Origin of the sequence: Pontibacter actiniarum, assembly GCF_003585765.1 — a bacterium.
Taxonomy (GTDB): domain Bacteria; phylum Bacteroidota; class Bacteroidia; order Cytophagales; family Hymenobacteraceae; genus Pontibacter; species Pontibacter actiniarum.
This window is the reverse complement of sequence record NZ_CP021235.1, coordinates 180,029-200,553: the sequence shown is the minus strand read 5'-3', so window position 1 is coordinate 200,553 and position 20,525 is coordinate 180,029. Positions and strand designations below refer to the sequence as shown.

Genomic DNA, 20,525 nt, shown 5'->3' with positions numbered 1-20,525 from the left:
CAAGCGCTTCTGTGCTTGCTTTTTTTATGCCGTCCCTATTTAAATGTTACAACATGGTTTGGCACGGTATCTGCACTATATAGTTTGAACCAAATAGAAAAAAACATGCAGAAACAGACAGACAAAACCCAGCTCATCCAGAAAGAACGCATCCCGGCACTTCGCTTCGGCAAGAAAGACGTACTGCAGGACGCCACGGCCAGAAGCCGCCGCTACTACGACGCCAACCGCGCCACTATCCTCAGCAACACCTACCAGAACAAGTCCATGATCACGTTTAGAACCGCATCCGGCGAGCTTAAATGTGTAGAGGCCGCCCTCTGGGGCCTGGACAAGGACTTTGTGCTCCTGCGGTCGGGGATGTTCCTGCCGCTGCGCTCTATCCTAAAGATCAACTACTGCTAAGCCATGCAAGCATACAGCAGAGTGCCTCACCTAAGCCGTAAACAAAAACAGCTTGCCCAAGTATAAACCCGGCAAGCTGTTTTTGTTTTACCCGTGCTTTAACTCAAATGCGGTCCAGCACTTTTCTGATGAGGCTGTCTATGACCTCCTCGGCGTTCTCGGCGAACCTGTGCGTCATGCGATTCGCTACAATAGCGTTTAGCGACAGCATTTCGTGGCCCAGAATGCGCCCCATACTGTAGTAGCCTGCCGTCTCCATTTCGAAGTTCGTAAGCCTGTAACCGTCATGCCGGAAGCTGTTGTAGGTCTGCAGCAAGTTCGCGTTGCGCAGGCCGCCGCGCAGCACACGGCCCTGCGGTGCGTAAAAGCCGGGGCAGGTAAGCGTGTTACCCGGCACCATGTCGAAGGCTATCTTCTGCAGGAGGTGCTGCGAACCGCCCACGCAGTACGGCCTGAAGCCAAGCCCCAGTTCCTGCTGCAGCTTGCCCGTTATACTTTGCTCTTCGCTGGATTGCTCCAGCGGGTAGAACTCCATCAGCGTGTCCAGGCCAACGCTGGTGTGCGACGCCAGGTGGCTTCCCAGCGGCACATCCTCCTGCAGCGAGCCGGAGGTGCCGATGCGCACAATGTTCAGCTTAATTTTTTCCTCGTTCACTGCACGGCTCCGGAAGTCGATGTTCACCAGCGCATCCAGTTCGTTCATCAGGATGTCGATGTTATCCGTGCCCATGCCTGTGGAGATAACCGTTAGCCGCTTGCCTTTATAGTAGCCCGTGTGGGTCACAAACTCCCGCTTCACCACCTGCACCTCTATCTCATCAAAATACTGGCTCACCTTCGCTACCCGCTCCGGGTCGCCTACCGTGATGATGGTGTCTGAGATGTGCTCTGGCAGCAGGTTGAGGTGGTAAACCGTGCCGTTGGGGTTAATAATTAGCTCTGATTCTGGTATAGTAGCCATAGTTCTTGAAGATGTTAGACACTAGCCACAAGACGTTAGACAGCAGCATTAAAACAGGTCAGGCGCTCCACTGCCCTTGCGGGAGAGGCCCTGCGGCACCAGGAGCGCTGGTTACTCATCAACCTGCGTGCGGCTGTCTACTATCCAGGACTATAAAAAACGAAAAGCGTGGCTGATTAGGCGCACGCTTTCCTGAGCTTTAGAGAATACTTATACTTGTACGTCAGTTTTCTTTTTGCGGTTGAAGCCTTTTAAAGGATTGTAGCCGTTTAGTTCTTTCTGGTAATAGCCGGTACCGTCGTAAGGGCGCTTTTCCGGGTGCTCTTTACACTCCGTTGAGCAGGCTCCGTCCAGCTCCCAGCCACAGGCTTCGCAGATGGGCACGTGCAGGTTGCACACCGGGTTGGCGCAGTTCACCATGCGGTCGCTCACGGTGTCGCACACGTGGCACCTGGAGATAACCGTTGGGTTCACGGTGTTCACGTCCACGGCCACGCGGTTGTCGAACACATAGCACTTGCCTTCGAAATCCTCGCCACCGGCTTCCATGCCGTACTTGATGATACCGCCGTGCAGCTGGTACACATCCTCAAACCCCTGCTCCAGCAGAAACGCACTCGCTTTTTCACACTTGATGCCGCCCGTGCAGTAGGTCAGGATTTTCTTGTCCTTATACTTTTCCTTCAGCTCGTTTACCTTCTCCGGAAACTCACGGAAGTTCTCAATATCCAGCGTAACAGCGTTCTTAAAGCGGCCCACACTGTGCTCGTAGTCCGAGCGCACGTCCAGTACCACCACGTCGTCGCGGTCTTTCATCTCCTTAAACTCTTTCGGAGCAAGGTGCTTGCCCGTACGCGTGTTAGGGTCGATGTGCAGCAGACCGGAGTGCACGATCTCGGCTTTGGTGCGCACGTGCAGCTTTGTAAAAGCGTGCTTGTCCGAATAGTCAACCTTGAAGTCGGTCTTAGCGAAACGCGGGTCCGCGTGCATGGCGGCCATGTACTTTTCACAGTCTTCTATCAGACCGGAAATGGTGCCGTTCAGGCCCTCTTTCGACACGATGATACGGCCGAGCAGGTTCAGCTCCAGGCAAAGGAGGTGGTGTTGCTCACGAAACGCCTCCGGATCCTCGATCGGCGCGTAGCAATAGTACAGGAGTATGCTGTGTGTTTTGTTCATAACTGCTAAGCTTCAACTTAGTGTTTGAGTATTTATTCTGTCGTTATTTAATGATCGTTGCCCTTCTTTTGAATCAGGATTTAGAGGGTGAACAAGAGCTATTCTTCTCCGGTTCGCCCATCCACCCAATCGCGCATTCAAAATTAGCTGCTGCCGGCAAGCTGTAAAATGACTTTTGTCAGTTCTGTAACAGCGGCGGCAAGTACAAAAGTTTATTTTATTGGGGCAGCCGGGTTGCCGAACACGGTGGCTTTGGCGGGCACATCGGCCACCACCACAGAGCCAGCGCCTATGCGGGCGTTCTTCCCGATTTTCACCCCGGACACCACTACTGCGCCGCTTCCGATAAAAGCGCCGTCCTCTACAGTAACCTCTGCGTTGATGATGGCTCCTGCACCAATTTCCACGTAGTTGCCGACCTCCGCTTTGGTGTCGACCATGGCCCTGGCATGGATGATGTTGTTATCGCCTACCTTGGCATTGTTGCTGATAATAGCGCCTGCTCCCACCAGGTTTCCGTGGCCCAGCCAGGCGTTCTCTGACACGGCACTGAAACGGTGAATGGCATTTACCGGCACTACCTTGTGCTCGTCTTTCAGCATCTTGATCAGCCCTTTGCGGGCAGCCGAGTCTTCCACCGCCACAAAAACGTCGCAGGTCTTGCCTACCAGCTTCAGAAACTCGTTGTCTTCGGTGTTACTCATCACCGCCACGTTGTTCACCTCTTCCTGCTGCAGTTTCTGGCTGTCGTCCAGGAAGCAGTAAACGATTACGTTGTTGCTGTTGAATATATCTAATGCCGTAGTTCCCAGCTTTTGGGCACCTAGTATGATTACCGGATTTTGCATAAATCAATCTTAAATAAGGCGCAAAGTTACAAAGAAGTGCGGGAGATTAAAAGCGGGTCCGCCGTGGGCGCAGGCGCTGCAAAAGACGTTGGGCGTAGGCGTTTTGCAGCAGCAGGTGTACCAGGAACGGCAGAAACACAATGCGGTAACGGCTCAGGGTGCCGAAGTTTGGCGTGGAAAGCCCTGTAACGCCGGCCATCAGCAGCACAAACACCAGCATAATTACATGCAGCAGGCGCACTTTCCCACCTGCCCCTCTGCGGAGCACAGCGGCAAGGGCCACGCCCGACAGGACCAGCAACAGCAGATTCTCCAGGCTGCTCAGCACATACAGCGGCTCCCAGGACTCACCTAAAAACGGCCGGTAAACGGCACTTAGTGCAGCCTCCGGGTAGTTCGCCGCCATACTTGGCATGGTTGGCCTGAGCACGCCCAAATCAATGTGGGGCCTGTCCGGAGAGCGCCGAAACAAACTGCTGTAGCTGTTTTCGATGTTCCAAAGTATAAAATCGGGGTTAAAGGTCTCTTTTTGCAGCACGAGAAGCAGCACCGCCCCCCCGGCCAGTGCGAGCAGCAGCAGCAACTGCGCCTTGAGCGAACGCAGCACATGCACGTGTGCCTTCAGCCGCTGCACCAGCACGTAAGCCAGCAGCAATGGCAGCAGCAGCGCCGCATAAAACACTTTTATCCTGATGAAGAGGTAGAGCTGCAGCGGCAGCAACAGCACCTGCCCTAAGCCAGGCTTCTGCCCATGCGCCAGCGCCAGCGCCGCACCCGTTAACCAGCACATGCTGCCGTACATCACGGGGTCTTTCATAACGCCCGAGCTCCAGAACAGCACGGAGGGGAAAAACAGAAACGCAATCACCGCCGCCAGCCTATGCTTCGGCAACACCTCCCCCAGCTTTGCCGCTAAATAGGCGCTGCCCCAAAAGCTGAAGAGCGACAGGTACAGGTTGTTCAGGTAGTATGCGCCGCCCGTGGCAAGGTTAAGCAAGCTTACCACCTTTATAAAAAAGAAGGAGTTGGAAAAGTAGGCATGCTCTGTAAAGGGAAGCGAGTTTTCGAGCCCCTCACTCCCGAACTGGTTAAACAGCAGCAGTCTCAGGTACCCCTCCGGGTTGTGGCGCGCATACTCCAGCAGCGTTAGCCCGGCGTTATGGAAAACGTGGGTATCGCCAGTTTGGTAGTAGCTGTAGCGCAGGGCGGCAAAGCCAAGGGCCATGAGCAGCTTTACCCCCAGGGCAGGATACAGATACGGCCTCAGCGCCTGTGCCCACTTCTGCCGAAACAGCCACCACACGAAACCTGCCAGCAGGAGTATGTTAAACAGGTAAACGAGCAGTGTACTCACAGGGCAGGGCTATGCTTTTTCATGATTTTGTTCCCCACGGCGCAACGCATGCAGTTAACCGGGCGGCAGTAGCGGTTGTACAGCCCGAGCGCCGCCTGGTTATCGGCCGCGGACCTGGCGCGCCAGCCCAACTCCTCGTAGTGCCGCGTATACCTGTTGCTCTCCTCCTTTAGCTGCTCCAGCAGGGCAATGGCCTTGTCCAGCAAGGTACGCTCGCCGCTATGGCTGGCATACGCCGCAAGTACAGGCACAGCCACGTTAATCACCAGGCTGTGCACACTGCCTTTTCCCATAGCAGCCTGCCGATGCTTTGCCTCTTTGCCGAACGTATAGTGCGTTTGCCAGTACTCCGAGGCGGATGCCTGCAGCAGTTGTGCATACTCTTTCACCGTGTCCGCTTCCAGGAGCTTCGAGAACAGCGCCTGCCGCTGATGCAGCAGTGTGGCCAGCTGTGCCAGCCGCACTGTCGGGAAGTTGGCGGGGCGCATGCGCAGGAAGTTCCATTGGTGGCGCTGCAGCGGCTCCAGTTTATACTTGTGGCGCAGGTAAGTGTACTCCCGCTGTAGCTGCTGCGCATAGGCATCTTCGGCATCCGTAAGGAAACCTGCCTGCCCCAGCAACAGGGCCTCCAGTTGTAGCAGGCTGTGCTGGTGCCGGCGCACCACGTGGAACGGCAGTGCTTTTGCCAGCTGCTCAAACGCCTGCTGGTTTATCTTAAAGCCGAAGCCGCGCAGCAGCGTATGGTACACGGCCTGCTCCCAATCATTACCGTAGCTGCGGTACACCTGCAGTACCTCCTCCCCTTTCTCCTCCAGGCGCTCTGCCAGTGCCCGTGCCAGCATGCCGGTTTTGGTGATCTCCGGTACGCCCGGCCAAAAGGCAGCGCAGGGAATAACGCTCCTGGCCTGCTGCAGCATCTGGTAGGTTTGCAGCAGCCCGAGGTCCACGCGGTGCTGCAGCTCCAGCACTGGCACCAGGGAGCCGTCTGTACGGGTAACGGGCACATCAGCCTGCCACACGACATGCAACACTACCTGGTCGTACTTCGGGTCATGCTGGTGCTGGTGACGGTGCCAGTCGGAGGCGCTCAGGTGCACCTCCACACTGCCCGACCACTCCACGTTGCCCACCCGAAGTACGGCTTCCCTGAAATCCGGGCCGGCATCAGTGTTATAGAACCCAACGCGCAGCACCTGCAGCGGCTCCCCCTCAGAGGTGGCCAGCGCGGCTTTGCTAAAGTACTGATGCTGCCAGATGTAGTGCAGGAAGTCCTCTTTCATGCGTTGGGTTTATAGCTCAAGATGCCAAAAGTATCGTACAAAATCAAACACAACAGAAACGCCTGCCCTATAGTGGGGCAGGCGTTTCTGCGATATGCCAAGGGAGGCCCTTTGCCTTATTTCCCATGGTACTTTAGCTGCATCCCGTGCAAAAAGTTACGCAGTATCTGGTCTTTCAGCGGGCGGTACTGGCTCTGGTTAGGGTTCCGGAAAAAAGCGCTTAGCTCGTGCTTGCTCAAGCGGAAGTCCACCATGTCCAGAATCTCCAGCATGTCCTCGTCTTTCAGGTTAAGGGCTATTTTCAGCTTGCGGAGGATGATGTTGTTGTTCAGCTTTTTCTCCGGCTCTGGCTGCGGTCCCTCCTTTTTGCCGCGCTTCTCGTTAATGAAGCCGTTCAGGAAAGCCGCCAGCTGCTCATCGCCCAGCTCCTTGCACTCCGGGTCGTCCTCTTTCTTCAGCCAGTCGCTCACCTCTGCCCGTGTTACCTGCTTGCCGCCTGAGCCAAACAGGTCTATCATTTTATTATCGCCGTAGTCAAAGGTATAGCGGATGCGGCGGAGTATGTCGTTGTTGTTCATGGGTTATTTTTGATGCGGTTTTTGTTCCGGCATTTCTTGCCTTTACGCTTCCAGGTTTAGCTGCCGCAACGTATCGTACTTGTCGTACAGCTTTCCAAACCTCCTGCAGCAGCCACGGTTGCCGCGCGGCTATAAAACGTTCTCGCGGCTCGGCGCGCCTGCAAATTTCGGAAAGATAGCTGTTTTTTGCATAGGGCTACGTAGCCTTTGGCAGCCAGCGCCCCTGCTATGCCTTTCTCACAAACTCAGATTTAAGCCCCATGGAGCCAAAGCCATCGATTTTGCAGTCAATGTTATGGTCTCCGTCTGTCAGCCGGATGTTTTTTACCTTTGTGCCAGCCTTTACGGGCTTTGGAGCACCTTTTACCGGCAAATCCTTGATCACGACAACAGAATCGCCGTCCTGAAGTATGTTTCCGTTAGCATCTACTACCTTTAAGCCTGCCTCTTCTTCAGTTTCACTCGGGTTCCACTCATTTCCACACTCCGGGCAAGCGTAGGTTTCCTCTCCCATTGCATACCCGTAGGGTGAATTACATTTTGGGCATTGCTTCATTTCTTCTGACATCGTGCTATTGTATTATATATTTCTTTCTTGTTTTAACGGCATTTATGCAAAGCCTGTAGCAAAGCAAGGATTTATATACATCTTGTTAGCGGTTGCTATTCCTCCTTTAGCCATTGGAGTGCCGCCTGTACTTTTGCATCCTCTTGTAAATCCTCAAAATTATCCCCCTCTATCATTTCCACATCTGGCTGCACATACTCCTTATATACATTCTTGTTTCGGTCTGCAATAAAGCTCGATGAAAGGCCAAGATAGCTATCATTCAACTTAAATCCACTAACCATGGTAATATAGCCAGCGGTGTTTTCGCCAATAAATAAAGTTCTGTCTCTTCCTTTGAAAGCGACAGCAAGCATTTCGCCAGCACTGCTTGTTATCTGGCTTGTCAGTACAACTATCCTAAGCCCTTTATTAGGTTGGCACCTGTTGTGCACAGATGTCGCTCTGTACTTATCATAGTAGTAGCTGCCGTTTTTAACAGACAACTTACTGATTCTATTCCCCTTAATACCAAAAGTATAGCCTATAGTCTTCGTACCAAAGAGCTGGCTAAATCCTGTGAACATAGGGTGGATGCTGCCGCCTTCGTTCAACCGGAGATCAATAACAAGACCTTTTAAACTTGCCAAACCAAGGCTGCACAAGCTGTCTTGGTACTGTTGGTTCGTCATATTATCATTTTTATTTGTTCCAGGAACCAGTATGTAGCCGTACCCGCTTTCCAGGGTGCTGGTCCTTATTTCCGGCGATTTCCCTCCAAAGACACCTTTCAGGGCCGGGCGCACATCAAGTGGTGGCCCATCTTTGTGCCTTATCATTTTACCTTTAAAAACTAAACGGGCATGCTTATCCCCCAAGGCTTGAAATATGAGTTTCACCCTCCGGGTAAACTCGGCATCTGAAATCAAACTGTCTCCCTTTAGGAGCACTTCAGCCTCCAATACAGGCCAGTCTACTCTTGACTTATAGACAGAGAACTGCTTTGCTTTAGCAATAACATCCTGAAGGAGAAGTTGCAGCCTATCGCCACTGCCTGATGTAGTCTGAGCACTGGAGAGAAGCGAAATGAAAACCAGAAACACAGTTGCTATAGTCTTCAACATACCTTAAACAATTTACAGTTTACGGGTAGGACTGTGATGCATTTATGCACAACAGGTGTGGTTGGCCGATTGCTTCTATTGCTATTACAGTAGATAATCATAGTGCCACTTAAACATAATTCAGCTTAAAGCTAGAGTCATTGTTTGATTTAGCTTTTCTAAAAAACTTCGTATGGCTCACCTTTCTCATCTAACAATGTGATTCTTTTACCTGATATGCTCCCTTCTCTCTTTAGGCTTTTCGACTGGAGTGCAAGCGCGTTATCATTGATACCATACGCTGTAACATTGAACATGATTGAATCTCCTTTCATCGTGTAGGTGCCATTTTCATAAAATGCTACAGGTATTAAAAGAGAACCATACTTGATTATATTGAAGCTGTAAGTGCTATCCTTGCTAATGTTTTTACTGCAGTAGAATGTTTGCCTTTGCTCTTTTGAAGCACCCATTTTAATTGCTCATATGACACAGTAGAGGTCAGCAGAATCAGGAGTATGGTTACTTGTGCTTACACAAAATCATAATGCATGCCCAACGGCCTGCAAACTAAAGAATGTTATTTCACATCTGCATCCAGTGGTTGTTTAGTTTGTCAACAGCTGTGCTGTCTGCGGTCACAATTTTGCCTAGTACGCTCCCTCTCCTTCTGGAATATTGAGAACCAGATCAGCATTCAAACTATTAGCTAGACTTCTAGCATGCCTGACGGCCTTATCTCTGTCTGAGTATACAAACGACAGCACAGGTTTTGGAGCATCCGAATATAACAGTGTTTTGAAGCTGGTTACTCTTCCTGAAAGAGTTGGACTTGTTCCGTTCGGCGTATTAGTACTCATGTAGCTTGCTGAGATTACCCTTACCGTCAGGATAACGGGGAGAGTTGTCCATGCCCCAAATTTATATCCGCAAATCGATAAGTATTCTTTAAATCTTCTTTCGGTAAAATCAATGAGCGTTCCACCGTAGGAGGATACAACTACAAGTCCAACAAGTATAGCTCCCAGGCCTATCCCGACAGTCCTTTCCACAGAACTCTCACTTTTTAAAAACAATGGACCCACGAATGCAAGTACCCCTGCAGTTAACAGCAGCAAGCCTAAAAAATGAGGCCCAGAGGTCAGATTCCGTCTCTTGAAGTTAAAAGTTCTCATAGTACGTCGGCCTCCGGCACAGGGGAATTGGGCCAGACACTGTGATGGAGCAATGGAACTGGCTATGGATTTTTACCTGGTGCAAAGGATTTACAAAATCCAGATGCCCGTTTCAGTTTTTCAAAGTTACCGAAGAACCTGTAGTATTCAGTGAACTGGCAAAATGCACGGCCGGCGATTGCATCCAGCTTCGGCTGGCTATAGTTTTTGTTCGAAAAGAATAAGCAGAGGCCTAAACGTTTTAATCCATCAGCCTTATCAGTTCTGCTAAAATCCAGCCTCAAAGATCATTTGTTTCTTAAATTTCAACCGACTTTGAGGAACAACATTTCTTTATTTTTTAGTAAATCCAAGAAAGCGTTATTCCATTGGCTTTAAATTCACAAACATTGTCGCTGTAAACAACAACCCAATTCCGAGCCCTAAGAAGGCCCCTTTTGCTAAATCAGGTAACGCAACATAATGAGAAAACACTTGAGATGCTGCTATTGTAGACATTCCAACAGATATTAGAACTAGTGCTTTTCTTTTTGCTAATCTTTTCATTATTGCTGTTTTTAGTAAACTATAATAAAATTTTTGTTTCTGTTCGACGGCTTTACTCGGATTGTTGTCAACGTTACTCGTGCATAATGTGGGTGAGGCGTAGCCGAAGCCTAAATTTTGAACTTTGTTGGCACGAGTTATTTTTTCAGCAAAGCTACAAGTAGAGCTAAAAGAGCTAAGCCTAAAGCCACATTAGCTAATGTGTCACTACCATATTCTTCTGTTGGTTCTAATGCCTTAGCTTGGTCTCTATAGGCGGTTAGCAGAGCATATTCATTCATCCAGTTTTTCATGTGCAAGAGAAGCTGCTCTCTTTCCTGTGCTTTATAAACCGCCTCACTCGCTACTGAATCAAAATGTTCACTTGGAAGTGGTGGTATAATAATAAATTGGTTTTCTGGTTCTGTCAGGCTTCTTGATAGAACTAATCCACACGCTGGTATCTCAGGTATTCTACCCTGTTTATCCAGTCCCGTATATATTATCCATAAGCCTTTTGTCACTGTCATTGAATAGCAATCATTGTAACTATTGTAACCAATGAGCGTATCTGACGCCACTTGCCCCTTGAACAAATCAACAACTCTTATCTTGTAAGTACCGCTGTCAAGGGAAAAAACTTCTCCAATAAAAATTAAGCTAGCCTTCTCTATTCTATCGCTTACTACATCTGCTTGCCATCTCTTTGGAATACATTCACAGCTGTAGGAACTGCGGCAAAATAGAGATAGAAAAACAAGAAGTATAAGTTTTCTCATTGATTGTTATTTGTGCCAACTACCTGCTACCAGGAGTACTACTCCTACTATCCTCCTAAATCCGGCGGCTAAACGGAATCGGACTGGCGAATGAACTGTTGGAAGTATCCTGCAACAGCTAGCTTCACCCCACCAGCAACTCCTCCAGCAGTGCCTCCATCTCGCGCTGCACGGCAAAGGCGGCTTCGCGGGCCCTTTCAGCAAAATCAAAACCGGACGAGGCATAAATGATGGCGCGGGCCGAGTTGACCAACAAACCGCACTGGCGGTTCATGCCCAGGCGAGAGATATCCGCCAGGCTACCGCCCTGTGCGCCCACCCCCGGCACCAGCAGGAAGCTATCCGGCACGATCCGGCGCACGCGCTGCACGTACTCTGCCTGCGTGGCACCCACCACATACATCATGTTGTCGGCGTTACCCCACTCCTGGCTCGTTCTCAGCACCTGCTCAAAAAGGTACTCCTCGCTGCCATCCTCCAGGCGCAGCATCTGGAAATCCTGGCTGCCGGCATTCGATGTCAGGGCGAGCAGGACTACAAACTTACCGCCCTGCGTCAGGAAAGGCTTTACAGAATCGGCCCCCATGTACGGGGCAACCGTAACAGAGTCGAAGTCCATGTTCTCGAAGAAGGCACGGGCATAAAGCTCAGAGGTGTTTCCAATGTCGCCGCGCTTGGCATCGGCAATCGTGAAAACTTCTTTCGGAATCACCTCCAGGGTCTTCTGCAGGCTTACCCACCCTTGCGGCCCCTGCGCCTCATAAAAGGCAATATTTGGCTTGTAAGCCACACAAAGGTCAGCGGTGGCCTCAATTATCTGGCGGTTAAACTCGAAGACGGGGTCCTCAAAGTCCAGCAGGTGCTGCGGGAGCTTTAGCGGGTCGGTGTCGAGGCCGATGCACAGGTAGGACTTCTTTTTCAGGATCTGCTCGAAAAGCTGCTCTCTGGTCATAGTTTTGTGTGGCTGTTGTCTTCTACAAATGTAGAAAATTGAAGCAGCCGGCAAAACTTTCCGCCTCCTTTCCTACGTGCGTACCCTACCTTGGCAGGTCAGCCCCTTATATTTCAAGAGAAACGTGCCAAAGCAGCCTTGCCCATACTTGCCCTGGCCTTCTGTTTTCGGGTGCAGCAAAGAGGGCACAGCAGGTGTACATAAAAAAGGGCTGCCCCAAACGGAGCAGCCCTTTTCTGTATCATAAATTGGTTGGGTTTATCGTAAATCCACCACACTCACGCCTTTATACTTGGCTTTGTTGAATGTAAAGGCATCGGAGGCAAGCGATGGGTTTGCCTGAAAGTTATTGATCGTATAAGTATAGCGGTTGCCGTTGTTGCGGAACATCTCCCAGCTTTTCAGGGTCTTGTCTTTCTGGCTGATGTACAGGCGTACTTTGTAGATCGGGTTCTTACGGTCCTCCGGAGAAAGCTCTATGACATCGTGCTTCACGCCGCCAAGCGTTTCTGTACCTGCATACGCGTACTTATAGCCTTTCTTATACATGTCGAAGATCTTGCTTGGCGCCATGGCCTCTGCCTCAGCATCTGTCTCCGTGATCGTTACCTCGTTCGCATCCTTCAGGAACGTATACATCGTTTTACCGTCGCTGATAATCTCCTGACCGCTTACACCCAGCCTGTACTTATCGCCGCTCACGGTAATGTTTCCGTTCATGGTTTCCTTTACCTTAGCCGAAGGGTTTTCCAGTGTCTGCGCGAAATCCGCCTTAAAAGCCTTCATTGTTCTGTACTTCTGGCTCATGGCGTTCAGGATTTTGCCGGCCTTAGGGTCTTGCTGTGCAAAAGCCAGGTTTACGAACATCAGGGCGAGCAACAGTAAGGATACAAATTTTTTCATGTCGTTTAAATAATAGTGTTCTACCCGAGGGTATTCAATAACTGTTCCAAACTATACTCGTCCGGAATTAAAACTTCGCGCGCCTTGCTTCCCTCAAACGGCCCCACGATACCGGCAGACTCCAACTGATCTATCAGGCGGCCGGCGCGGTTGTAGCCCAGCTTCAGGCGGCGCTGCAGCAAGGAGGTGCTTCCCTGCTGGTGCTGCACAATCACACGGGCAGCCTCCTCAAACAAAGGGTCGCGGTTGCTTGGGTCGAAGTCGGCTTTTTCGTTTCCGCCTTCATCGCCCACAAACTCAGGCAGCAGGTAGGCATCGCTGTAGCCCTGCTGCTCACCAATGTGGTCGCAGATCCTGTCTACCTCCGGCGTATCCACAAAGGCACACTGGATGCGGATCATATCCGACCCGATGGAGAAGAGCATGTCGCCCTGGCCGATCAGCTGGTCGGCTCCACCGGCATCCAGAATCGTGCGGGAGTCGATCTTAGAGGTTACCTTAAAGGAAATACGCGCCGGGAAGTTGGCCTTGATAATACCTGTGATCACGTTGACCGACGGACGCTGCGTGGCCACCACCAGGTGTATACCAATGGCACGGGCCAGCTGCGCCAGGCGCGCAATAGGTGTTTCCACCTCTTTACCGGCCGTCATCATCAGGTCGGCGAGCTCGTCTATCACCAGCACGATGTAGGGCATAAAGCGGTGGCCCTTCTGCGGGTTCAGCTTACGCTCCACAAACTTGCGGTTATACTCTTTCAGGTTACGGCAGCCGGCATCCTTCAGCAGGTCGTAGCGCATGTCCATCTCCATACAGAGCGAGTTCAGCGTGTTCACCACCTTTTTGGTGTCGGTAATGATGGCTTCCTCGCTATCCGGCAGCTTGGCCAGGAAGTGCCGCTCAATCTTGTTGAACAGCGACAGCTCCACCTTCTTCGGGTCCACGAGCACGAACTTGAGCTGCGAAGGGTGGCGCTTGTAGAGCAGCGAGGTCAGGATGGTGTTCAGACCTACGGATTTACCCTGGCCGGTGGCACCCGCCATCAGCAAGTGCGGCATCTTGGCCAGGTCCGTTACAAACACCTCGTTGGTGATGGTTTTACCGAAGGCGATCGGCAGGTCCATGTCGCTCTTCATGAACTTCTCCGTGGAGAGGATAGAGCGGATGGAGACCATCTCCTTCTTCGTGTTCGGCACCTCAATACCAATGGTACCCTTGCCTGGAATCGGGGCGATGATACGGATACCCAGGGCCGCTAAGCTCAGGGCAATGTCATCTTCCAGGTTTTTGATCTTGGAGATGCGCACACCGGCATCCGGCACAATCTCGTAGAGGGTAACGGTAGGCCCGATGGTGGCCTTGATGCTGGCAATACTGATGTTATAGTTGGCCAGCGTATCCACGATCTTATCTTTGTTCGCCTCCAGCTCCTCCTTGGTTACCTGAATCTTGTTGGCGCCGTAGTCGTTCAGCAGCTCGATGTTCGGGTACTGGTAACGCGCTAGGTCCAGCGTCGGATCATAGTTCTCCATGTCTCCGATCACGGCTTCCTCCTCAGGCGTTTCTTCTATCTGCAGGGCCATTTCCGGCTCTTCGTCTTCCTCCTCGTCCGCCATAGCATCGTCCAGCAGGGTATCTTCCGGCAGGTCGATATCCAGCTCTAAAGACGGGGAAGCAGGTTTCTCAGGGGCGGCAGGCGGCTCCGGCTTTTGCTGCTGCTGCTGTGGCAGCGAACTCAGCTCCATCTCCAGGGCCCGGTTTATCTCCTCATCCTCCTCAAACGGCGGCTCTTCCTCCTCCTCTTCATACTCCAGCGAGGCCGTTGGGTCGGCGTTATGGTTGATGTTGCTCGTTTTGGCGCCCAGCACATCGCCCAGGCTATCGGCGTAGTTCTTATCCGGTGTGGCTACAGCCGTAGCCAGCTCCGCCGGTTTTGCGGCGCTCCAGTTTATACTTGTAATGTTAAAGAAACTCACCACAAACACCAGCAGCAGGAAGCCCAGCAGCAGCCAGGAGCCCCAGCCGATGAGGCTGTTGAGCCATATAGCCGTCTCCACGCCCACAGCGCCTCCCAAGAAGCCCAGGCGCCCCAGGGCACCTGCCGAAAAGACCACATAGCCCATCGTCAGGCTCAGCCACAGCATACAGAAGCTGCACAGGCCCAGCACATAGCTCAGCGACACGTTCACGCGCTTAAATACGATCTTGGAGCCCGTAAAGAACAGTACCGGTATAAAGAAGAAGGCTCCGATGCCCACCAGGTCATTGATAAAGATATGCGACAGCCAGGCACCGAACAGGCCCAGCCAGTTTTCCGCCTCCTGCCCCGACTCCTTCAGGCCGGTGCCGCTCACCGTCTCCACCACGCTCTGGTCGGCGTTGCCCGTGAACAGGTAAGAAACAAAGGCAATGGTCAGGAAAAAGGAGAATAGCAGGAACGTGAAGCCCACCGTCAGTTTAAAACGGCGGTCCTGCATAAAACCTAATCTTAGATTAATCTTGGGAGTGGGAATCCGGAAAGACCACTTCTTCTTTTCTTTCTTCGGCTTCTGCCCTTTCGGCACATTTGCCCCACGTGGCTCATTCTTACCACGCACCTCATTCTTCCGCCCTGCTTGCAGCGTGTCGTCTCTGTAAGTATTCTTGGCCATACCCTCAGCTCTAGTTAAGACTCCAAATTTACACTTTTTCGTGGCAATGCCTTACCCTTGCAGGCCGAATGTAACTTATCTGGAGAGTAATTTTTTATTGATTTGGCTTATCAGGGAAGGCCCCTCATAAATAAAGCCCGTGTAAAGTTGCACCAGGTCGGCACCGGCGTTCATTTTTTCGACGGCATCGGCGGCCGTCATAATGCCCCCCACCCCGATCAGGCGGATCTCCGGCGGCAGAAACGTGCGCAGGTGGCGGATAATCTGGGTAGAGTGCGTGGTGAGCGGCTTTCCGCTCAGGCCACCCATGCCAATCTCCTGCACCCGTGCCTCCGGTGTTAGCAGGCCCTGACGGCTCACGGTGGTGTTCGTGCCGATAATGCCGCTCAACTTGGCCTCTATGGCAATTTCGATGATGTCATTCAGCTGGTTCAGGTTCAGGTCCGGTGCGATCTTAAGCAGCAGCGGCTTGGGTGTTCCCATCTTCTGGTTCTCCTCCTGCAGCGATACCAGCAGCCTTTGCAGGGGCTCTTTGTCCTGCAGCGCGCGCAAATCAGGTGTGTTGGGCGAGCTTACGTTCACCACAAAGTAGTCCACCACGTGGAACAGGGCCTTAAAGCAGTAGAGGTAGTCGCTCAGGGCCTCCTCATTCGGCGTTACTTTGTTCTTGCCGATGTTCCCCCCCACAATGATGTTGCTTTTGCGCTTTTCCAACCTTCTGACAGCCGCATCCACGCCTTTGTTGTTAAAGCCCATGCGGTTAACGATGGCCTTATCTTCCGGCAGGCGAAACAGGCGCGGCTTCTCGTTTCCGGGCTGTGGCTTAGGAGTCAGGGTGCCGATTTCCACGAAGCCGAAGCCCAGCTCGGCCAGCTCATCCACCAGCATGGCATCCTTGTCAAAGCCAGCCGCCAGGCCCACCGGGTTCGGAAACGTAAGGCCGAACAGCTCACGCTCCAGCCGCGGGTCGTTTACTTTAAACATGCTTTCTGCCATGCTTCTGGCAAAAGGCAGCTTCATGGAAGCGCGGAGGGCGTCGGTAGACAAGTAATGTACTTTCTCGGGGTCGAGTTGAAAGAGCAGCGGGCGCAGCAGGCTTTTGTACACGGTGTATCGGGTTAGGTTATACTTGCCTGCAAAGATAAGATGAGTATGTTAGGATGTAAGGATGAACAGGATTTTTTAGGAGGTGCGGCCACGATGTGTTTTCTGTCCTGGCCCCTCCCCCGGCTTCTTCATAGCTAGCCTTCCTTTCCGCGTCAGATAAACCTCGTTCTGATTGCAGCAGTTAGGGCCGGCGAAAAAGCGACAGCTATAGCAGTAAGCTTTCTTCCTTGGCTTCTCTGGCTTTGTAAAGCTACCGTCAACAGGTGAATACGCTTATCAGCACGACTCCTTCACCAACTCCGCCTCCTCTCCCAAGCCCTTAAAAGTTCGGCTCATGCACACGATAACAGCTAACAATACCACAACGGCAGCACCATAGATCAAAGTATAAGCCGTTGCATCGCCCACCTGCTCGTAAAGGGTCGCGAACTTATCGGCCCCCTCCGGCATGAGCTGTATCATAACGGTGGAGAAAAGGTTGTTTACAAAGTGAAAGAAGATGCAGGCCCACAGCGATCGCGTTCTGTAATAGATCCACCCCAGGAACAGCCCCAGCACGAAAGCCCCTACTCCCTGCCACGGGTTCATGTGGATAACGGCAAACATGATGCTGGACCAGGTAATGGCTTTGGCAGCGCTGTACTTATGCAGCAAGCTCCGGAGCAATTGGCCGCGCAGCACTACCTCCTCTAAAACAGGCGCCGCAACAACAACTGTCAGGACGGTGAAAAGGTCGCCGCCGCCCAAGCGCGACAGAAACATCTCCTTTACCGACTCCGGCATCGGGATCAGGCTCGTAACCGGCTCTATGACCACCTGTATACTTGGCACCAACAGCACGAGCAGCGGATAGAGCAATAAAGGCCCCGGCTGCCACCGGCTTACCGCTGCCAGCAGCTCCGATAAGAGGCCCTTCCGCTTCAGGTACCAGGCGTAAAGCAGAAATGGAATAGTGTACCCCACAAAGGTTAAGAAAGACTCAGAGGTTGGGTGCCCTAGCGCCAGGGCAAGCCCCAGGCTTACCACACTGCCACCAAAGAACGTCAGCAGCAGCACGCCCACAAAGCCCCAGGCGCCGGCAAGCGAATAAGTTGTTTCGGGAGGAGTTGAGGCAGGAAGCACCTCCACAGAAGTAGACGTTAGCGCCATGAAAGTTAAGTTTGTGTACGTGTAAGTTGCAGTAGCAGCGGCAGGAAGGTCTATTTGCCAGACGCTCCTGGTCTTCTACAAATATAGGATTTCCTATGTATTATCATGAAGTAAAACATACATTTTGGAAGTCCCTCTTTCGCCCCGTGGCTGAGTTCTGTGGCCTCACAGGCACCAGGCACCGCCGTTGCAAGTATAAAAAGCTGTACCTTTACGCCTGCTAAGTGCGCTGCCGCAACAGCAGTTACCTGAAACGGCAGCTTAAGCGTACTTCCATTATATAAACCTGTTATCTACAAACCTATATGCCTTTCTCTAAACTTGGCCTGTCCGCACCACTTCTAAAAGCCATTGAGGCCCAGCTTTACGAGCAGCCTTACCCTATTCAGCAGCAGGCAATTCCGGCCATTCTGCAGGGGAAGGACGTACTGGGAATCGCACAGACGGGCTCGGGTAAAACCGCCAGCTTTGTGTTGCCCATGCTAGAGAAGCTGCAGCGCACGGCACCATCCCGGAACAGGTTTGTAGAGGCGCTTATACTTGTGCCGACCCGTGAGCTGGCAGTGCAGGTAAACGAGGTCTTTAAAACGTTTGGCGCCGCGCTCCCGAGGAGAGTGAAAACGCTGGCTGTATACGGTGGTGTGTCTATAAACCCACAGATGCTGCAGCTATCGGGCACGGATGTACTGGTGGCAACGCCGGGCCGCCTGCTGGACCTGATCGAATCCAGGGCCGTGCACCTCTCTGAGGTAAAGACACTGGTGCTGGACGAGGCTGACAAAATGCTGAACCTGGGCTTTAAGGAGGAGATGGACCGCATACTGGCCCTGCTGCCGCCCAAGCGCCAGAACATCCTTTTCTCGGCAACGCTGGGGGGAGATGTGCAGGCCGTACAGGAGACACTGCTGCACAGCCCGGTAACGATTGCGGTAGAAACAGAAAGCACAAGCCCGGAGCAGATCGCCCAGGTCGCTTACCAGGTCGCGCCGGAAAAGAAGGGGCCGTTTTTAAGGTACCTGATCAAGCACCACAGCCTGCAGCAGGTGCTGGTGTTCGTCTCGGCAACGCGCACCGCCGACAACCTGGTGGACAAGCTCAACAAAAACGGTATTGAGGCGGCTGCCATGCACAGCAAAAAAAGCCAGGGAGCCAGAACCGATGCCTTAACGAAGTTTAAAGCAGGCAAGCTGCGCGTGTTGGTGGCCACCGACCTGGCCTCCCGCGGCATCGACATCCAGCTTCTGCCGCATGTCATCAACTACGATCTGCCCCGCTCCCCCAAAGACTATGTGCACCGCATTGGCCGCACCGGGCGTGCGGGCGCCACAGGCGAGGCCATTTCCCTGATCACGCCGGAAGACGCGCACCATTTCAAGATCATCCAGAAGAAGATGGGCAAGCAGGTGCCGGTAGAGGCCACCGAGGATATAGACCTGAAGGGCTTTTAGCTTTAGCTGCGCGGGTGAAACTCTTTGATCACCTGCTTCAGGTAATCCCGGTCTAAGTGCGTGTAGATTTCGGTGGTGGTGATAGACTCGTGCCCCAGCATTTCCTGCACGGCGCGCAGGTCGGCGCCGCCCTCAATCAGGTGCGTGGCAAACGAGTGGCGGAACGTGTGGGGGCTCACTGTTTTCTGGATCCCAGCCTTTGCCGTAAGGTCTTTGATGATGGTAAACACCATGACGCGCGACATCTTAGCGCCCCTGCGGTTCAGGAACAGGATGTCTTCGTTTCCCTTTTTGATGTTAAGGTGGCAGCGGATGCCGTCGCGGTACAGCTGAATGTGCTTGAGGGCATCGCGGCCAATGGGCACCAGCCGCTCCTTCTCCCCCTTGCCGGAGATCTTCAGAAAGCCTGCGTCGGCATACAGGTTGCTGATGCGCAGGTCCAGCAGCTCCGATACGCGCAGCCCGGAGCTGTAGAGCGTTTCCAGCATGGCGCGGTTGCGGGTGCCTTCGGGGGTAGACAGGTCGATGGCCGACAGCAGCTGCTCAATCTCGTGGAAGGCCAGCGTGTCGGGCAGCTTCCGGTCCAGCTTTGGCGCCTCAATCGTGTCGGTGGGGTCGGTCTGCATCATGTCTTCCATGATGAGGAACTTGTAAAAGGCGCGGATGCCGGAAAGGGTGCGGGCCTGTGAGTGCGGCGTCATGCCGAGCTCGTTTATCCACTCCAGAAAATCACGCAGGATGGCCGGCTTCATATCCTCCGGCGCCACCTGCAGCCCTTTCGCATCCATAAAGTCAACCAGCTTGCGCACATCCCGCTCATAGGCCTCTACAGAGTGCCGCGACAGTGACTTCTCCAGTTTTAGATACTCCTCGAATTGCTTTATACAGATGCGCCAGTTCACTTTTCTGAGTTATGAATGATGAGTTAAGACGTAGGAATGGGAAGAACCGGGTCAGTAATTATACTTAGCGGGGCTCTTTTATCCTTCGTCTATAATTCTTTTGCCAAAGAATAGAGCAAAGGTAGTTAATCCTTACCTTTGTAGCTTTGGAAAATAGCTAAAAGCCCAACTATGAAAATTCTCATCCTGAACGGTCCGAACCTGAACCTGCTAGGCGTACGCGAAAAGTCCGTATACGGCAACCGCTCTTTTGAAGATTACTTCGAGGAGCTGAAGGAGGCATTCCCGGCGCTGGAGCTGTCTTACTTCCAGTCTAACACAGAGGGAACGCTGATTGACAAACTGCACGAGGTGGGCTTTAGCTACAAAGGCATTGTGTTTAACGCCGGTGCCTACACCCACACGTCGGTGGCGCTTTCGGATGCGATCCGGGCCATAGACACGCCGGTGGTGGAGGTGCACATTTCCAATGTGTACGCACGCGAGGCCTGGCGCCAGAAGAGCATGATCGCCCCTTATTGCAAGGGCAGCATCAGCGGGTTTGGCCTGGAAAGCTACCGCCTTGCCCTGCAGTACTTTGAGCGGTTAAAGCCGAAGCAGATCGGCTTTAACGTATAATATCTGCAACCTGCGCCGTTATACTACCGTTTATTAAAGATTTCTACTTAAAATATAGTAT

Annotated in this window: 21 protein-coding genes; 3 read left to right on the top strand and 18 right to left on the bottom strand. The window is 52.5% G+C overall.

The genetic code is table 11. From position 1 onward, the window contains the following. Positions 1–105 precede the first annotated feature (105 nt). Positions 106–405 (top strand): hypothetical protein, encoded by a 300-nt coding sequence (locus CA264_RS00935; RefSeq protein WP_025609537.1) that lies wholly within the window; start codon positions 106–108, stop codon positions 403–405. A gap of 103 nt (positions 406–508) precedes the next feature. On the opposite strand, the gene CA264_RS00930 is transcribed toward CA264_RS00935, so the two are convergent. The 17 genes from CA264_RS00930 to CA264_RS00860 form a co-directional block, all read right to left on the bottom strand. After that, the gene (locus CA264_RS00930; protein ID WP_025609536.1) at positions 509–1,366 is read right to left on the bottom strand and encodes a nucleoside phosphorylase; all 858 of its coding nucleotides are present in this window, start codon (positions 1,364–1,366) and stop codon (positions 509–511) included. A 210-nt stretch (positions 1,367–1,576) separates the two neighbouring features. Then, positions 1,577–2,545, bottom strand: a complete 969-nt coding sequence (gene trhO, locus CA264_RS00925; RefSeq protein ID WP_025609535.1) for an oxygen-dependent tRNA uridine(34) hydroxylase TrhO — start codon at positions 2,543–2,545, stop codon at positions 1,577–1,579. 212 nt (positions 2,546–2,757) lie between these two features. After that, positions 2,758–3,393: a NeuD/PglB/VioB family sugar acetyltransferase gene (locus CA264_RS00920; protein WP_025609534.1), complete on the bottom strand. Its 636-nt coding sequence runs from the start codon at positions 3,391–3,393 to the stop codon at positions 2,758–2,760. A 46-nt stretch (positions 3,394–3,439) separates the two neighbouring features. Then, complete coding sequence (locus CA264_RS00915) at positions 3,440–4,747, bottom strand: hypothetical protein (RefSeq protein ID WP_025609533.1); 1,308 nt, start codon at positions 4,745–4,747, stop codon at positions 3,440–3,442. After that, a complete protein-coding gene (locus tag CA264_RS00910) occupies positions 4,744–6,027 on the bottom strand; it encodes a DUF2851 family protein (protein ID WP_025609531.1) in 1,284 nt (427 codons plus the stop codon). Before CA264_RS00910 ends, CA264_RS00915 begins: the two co-directional genes overlap by 4 nt. A 116-nt stretch (positions 6,028–6,143) precedes the next feature. Beyond that, positions 6,144–6,605, bottom strand: coding sequence for a YehS family protein (locus CA264_RS00905; protein WP_025609530.1), 462 nt, complete (start codon positions 6,603–6,605; stop codon positions 6,144–6,146). A 226-nt stretch (positions 6,606–6,831) separates the two neighbouring features. Continuing rightward, the gene (locus tag CA264_RS00900) at positions 6,832–7,173 is read right to left on the bottom strand and encodes a zinc ribbon domain-containing protein YjdM (RefSeq protein WP_025609529.1); all 342 of its coding nucleotides are present in this window, start codon (positions 7,171–7,173) and stop codon (positions 6,832–6,834) included. 95 nt (positions 7,174–7,268) lie between these two features. Continuing rightward, positions 7,269–8,276, bottom strand: coding sequence for a S41 family peptidase (locus tag CA264_RS00895; RefSeq protein WP_025609528.1), 1,008 nt, complete (start codon positions 8,274–8,276; stop codon positions 7,269–7,271). A gap of 158 nt (positions 8,277–8,434) precedes the next feature. Beyond that, positions 8,435–8,728 carry a hypothetical protein gene (locus CA264_RS00890; protein WP_025609527.1) on the bottom strand — a complete coding sequence of 98 codons (294 nt, stop codon included), beginning with the start codon at positions 8,726–8,728 and terminating at the stop codon, positions 8,435–8,437. A gap of 177 nt (positions 8,729–8,905) precedes the next feature. Beyond that, positions 8,906–9,430 (bottom strand): hypothetical protein, encoded by a 525-nt coding sequence (locus CA264_RS21725; protein ID WP_157593762.1) that lies wholly within the window; start codon positions 9,428–9,430, stop codon positions 8,906–8,908. Between the two features lie 360 nt (positions 9,431–9,790). Beyond that, positions 9,791–9,976: a hypothetical protein gene (locus CA264_RS21720; protein WP_157593761.1), complete on the bottom strand. Its 186-nt coding sequence runs from the start codon at positions 9,974–9,976 to the stop codon at positions 9,791–9,793. A gap of 137 nt (positions 9,977–10,113) precedes the next feature. Beyond that, a complete protein-coding gene (locus tag CA264_RS21715; protein WP_157593760.1) occupies positions 10,114–10,734 on the bottom strand; it encodes a hypothetical protein in 621 nt (206 codons plus the stop codon). Positions 10,735–10,858: 124 nt separating this feature from the next. Then, positions 10,859–11,686, bottom strand: a complete 828-nt coding sequence (pyrF, locus tag CA264_RS00880; protein WP_025609524.1) for an orotidine-5'-phosphate decarboxylase — start codon at positions 11,684–11,686, stop codon at positions 10,859–10,861. Positions 11,687–11,944: 258 nt separating this feature from the next. Beyond that, positions 11,945–12,589: an outer membrane lipoprotein periplasmic chaperone LolA1 gene (gene lolA1 / locus CA264_RS00875; RefSeq protein ID WP_025609523.1), complete on the bottom strand. Its 645-nt coding sequence runs from the start codon at positions 12,587–12,589 to the stop codon at positions 11,945–11,947. 20 nt (positions 12,590–12,609) lie between these two features. Then, a complete protein-coding gene (locus CA264_RS00870) occupies positions 12,610–15,240 on the bottom strand; it encodes an FtsK/SpoIIIE family DNA translocase (RefSeq protein WP_025609522.1) in 2,631 nt (876 codons plus the stop codon). Between the two features lie 75 nt (positions 15,241–15,315). Further along, positions 15,316–16,347, bottom strand: a complete 1,032-nt coding sequence (locus CA264_RS00865; protein ID WP_025609521.1) for a quinone-dependent dihydroorotate dehydrogenase — start codon at positions 16,345–16,347, stop codon at positions 15,316–15,318. Between the two features lie 276 nt (positions 16,348–16,623). Then, positions 16,624–17,496 carry a CPBP family intramembrane glutamic endopeptidase gene (locus tag CA264_RS00860; protein ID WP_025609520.1) on the bottom strand — a complete coding sequence of 291 codons (873 nt, stop codon included), beginning with the start codon at positions 17,494–17,496 and terminating at the stop codon, positions 16,624–16,626. A 305-nt stretch (positions 17,497–17,801) separates the two neighbouring features. Here CA264_RS00860 and CA264_RS00855 point away from each other — a divergent pair, with 305 nt between their 5' ends. Beyond that, entirely contained in the window at positions 17,802–18,944 is a 1,143-nt protein-coding gene (locus tag CA264_RS00855) for a DEAD/DEAH box helicase (protein ID WP_025609519.1), read from the top strand. Between the two features lie 2 nt (positions 18,945–18,946). On the opposite strand, the gene xerD is transcribed toward CA264_RS00855, so the two are convergent. Continuing rightward, positions 18,947–19,846 (bottom strand): site-specific tyrosine recombinase XerD, encoded by a 900-nt coding sequence (gene xerD, locus CA264_RS00850; RefSeq protein WP_025609518.1) that lies wholly within the window; start codon positions 19,844–19,846, stop codon positions 18,947–18,949. 171 nt (positions 19,847–20,017) lie between these two features. Here xerD and aroQ point away from each other — a divergent pair, with 171 nt between their 5' ends. After that, positions 20,018–20,464, top strand: a complete 447-nt coding sequence (gene aroQ, locus CA264_RS00845; protein WP_025609517.1) for a type II 3-dehydroquinate dehydratase — start codon at positions 20,018–20,020, stop codon at positions 20,462–20,464. The last annotated feature ends 61 nt before the right edge of the window (positions 20,465–20,525 follow it).

Excerpts from the sequence above, each read along its gene's own strand:
- CA264_RS00935 (WP_025609537.1), top strand. The coding sequence starts at position 106 with ATGCAGAAACAGACAGACAAAACCCAGCTCATCCAGAAAGAACGCATC.
- CA264_RS00930 (WP_025609536.1), bottom strand. The coding sequence starts at position 1,366 with ATGGCTACTATACCAGAATCAGAGCTAATTATTAACCCCAACGGCACG.
- trhO (WP_025609535.1), bottom strand. The coding sequence starts at position 2,545 with ATGAACAAAACACACAGCATACTCCTGTACTATTGCTACGCGCCGATC.
- CA264_RS00920 (WP_025609534.1), bottom strand. The coding sequence starts at position 3,393 with ATGCAAAATCCGGTAATCATACTAGGTGCCCAAAAGCTGGGAACTACG.
- CA264_RS00910 (WP_025609531.1), bottom strand. The coding sequence starts at position 6,027 with ATGAAAGAGGACTTCCTGCACTACATCTGGCAGCATCAGTACTTTAGC.
- CA264_RS00905 (WP_025609530.1), bottom strand. The coding sequence starts at position 6,605 with ATGAACAACAACGACATACTCCGCCGCATCCGCTATACCTTTGACTAC.
- CA264_RS00900 (WP_025609529.1), bottom strand. The coding sequence starts at position 7,173 with ATGTCAGAAGAAATGAAGCAATGCCCAAAATGTAATTCACCCTACGGG.
- CA264_RS00895 (WP_025609528.1), bottom strand. The coding sequence starts at position 8,276 with ATGTTGAAGACTATAGCAACTGTGTTTCTGGTTTTCATTTCGCTTCTC.
- CA264_RS00890 (WP_025609527.1), bottom strand. The coding sequence starts at position 8,728 with ATGGGTGCTTCAAAAGAGCAAAGGCAAACATTCTACTGCAGTAAAAAC.
- CA264_RS21725 (WP_157593762.1), bottom strand. The coding sequence starts at position 9,430 with ATGAGAACTTTTAACTTCAAGAGACGGAATCTGACCTCTGGGCCTCAT.
- CA264_RS21720 (WP_157593761.1), bottom strand. The coding sequence starts at position 9,976 with ATGAAAAGATTAGCAAAAAGAAAAGCACTAGTTCTAATATCTGTTGGA.
- CA264_RS21715 (WP_157593760.1), bottom strand. The coding sequence starts at position 10,734 with ATGAGAAAACTTATACTTCTTGTTTTTCTATCTCTATTTTGCCGCAGT.
- pyrF (WP_025609524.1), bottom strand. The coding sequence starts at position 11,686 with ATGACCAGAGAGCAGCTTTTCGAGCAGATCCTGAAAAAGAAGTCCTAC.
- lolA1 (WP_025609523.1), bottom strand. The coding sequence starts at position 12,589 with ATGAAAAAATTTGTATCCTTACTGTTGCTCGCCCTGATGTTCGTAAAC.
- CA264_RS00870 (WP_025609522.1), bottom strand. The coding sequence starts at position 15,240 with ATGGCCAAGAATACTTACAGAGACGACACGCTGCAAGCAGGGCGGAAG.
- CA264_RS00860 (WP_025609520.1), bottom strand. The coding sequence starts at position 17,496 with ATGGCGCTAACGTCTACTTCTGTGGAGGTGCTTCCTGCCTCAACTCCT.
- CA264_RS00855 (WP_025609519.1), top strand. The coding sequence starts at position 17,802 with ATGCCTTTCTCTAAACTTGGCCTGTCCGCACCACTTCTAAAAGCCATT.
- aroQ (WP_025609517.1), top strand. The coding sequence starts at position 20,018 with ATGAAAATTCTCATCCTGAACGGTCCGAACCTGAACCTGCTAGGCGTA.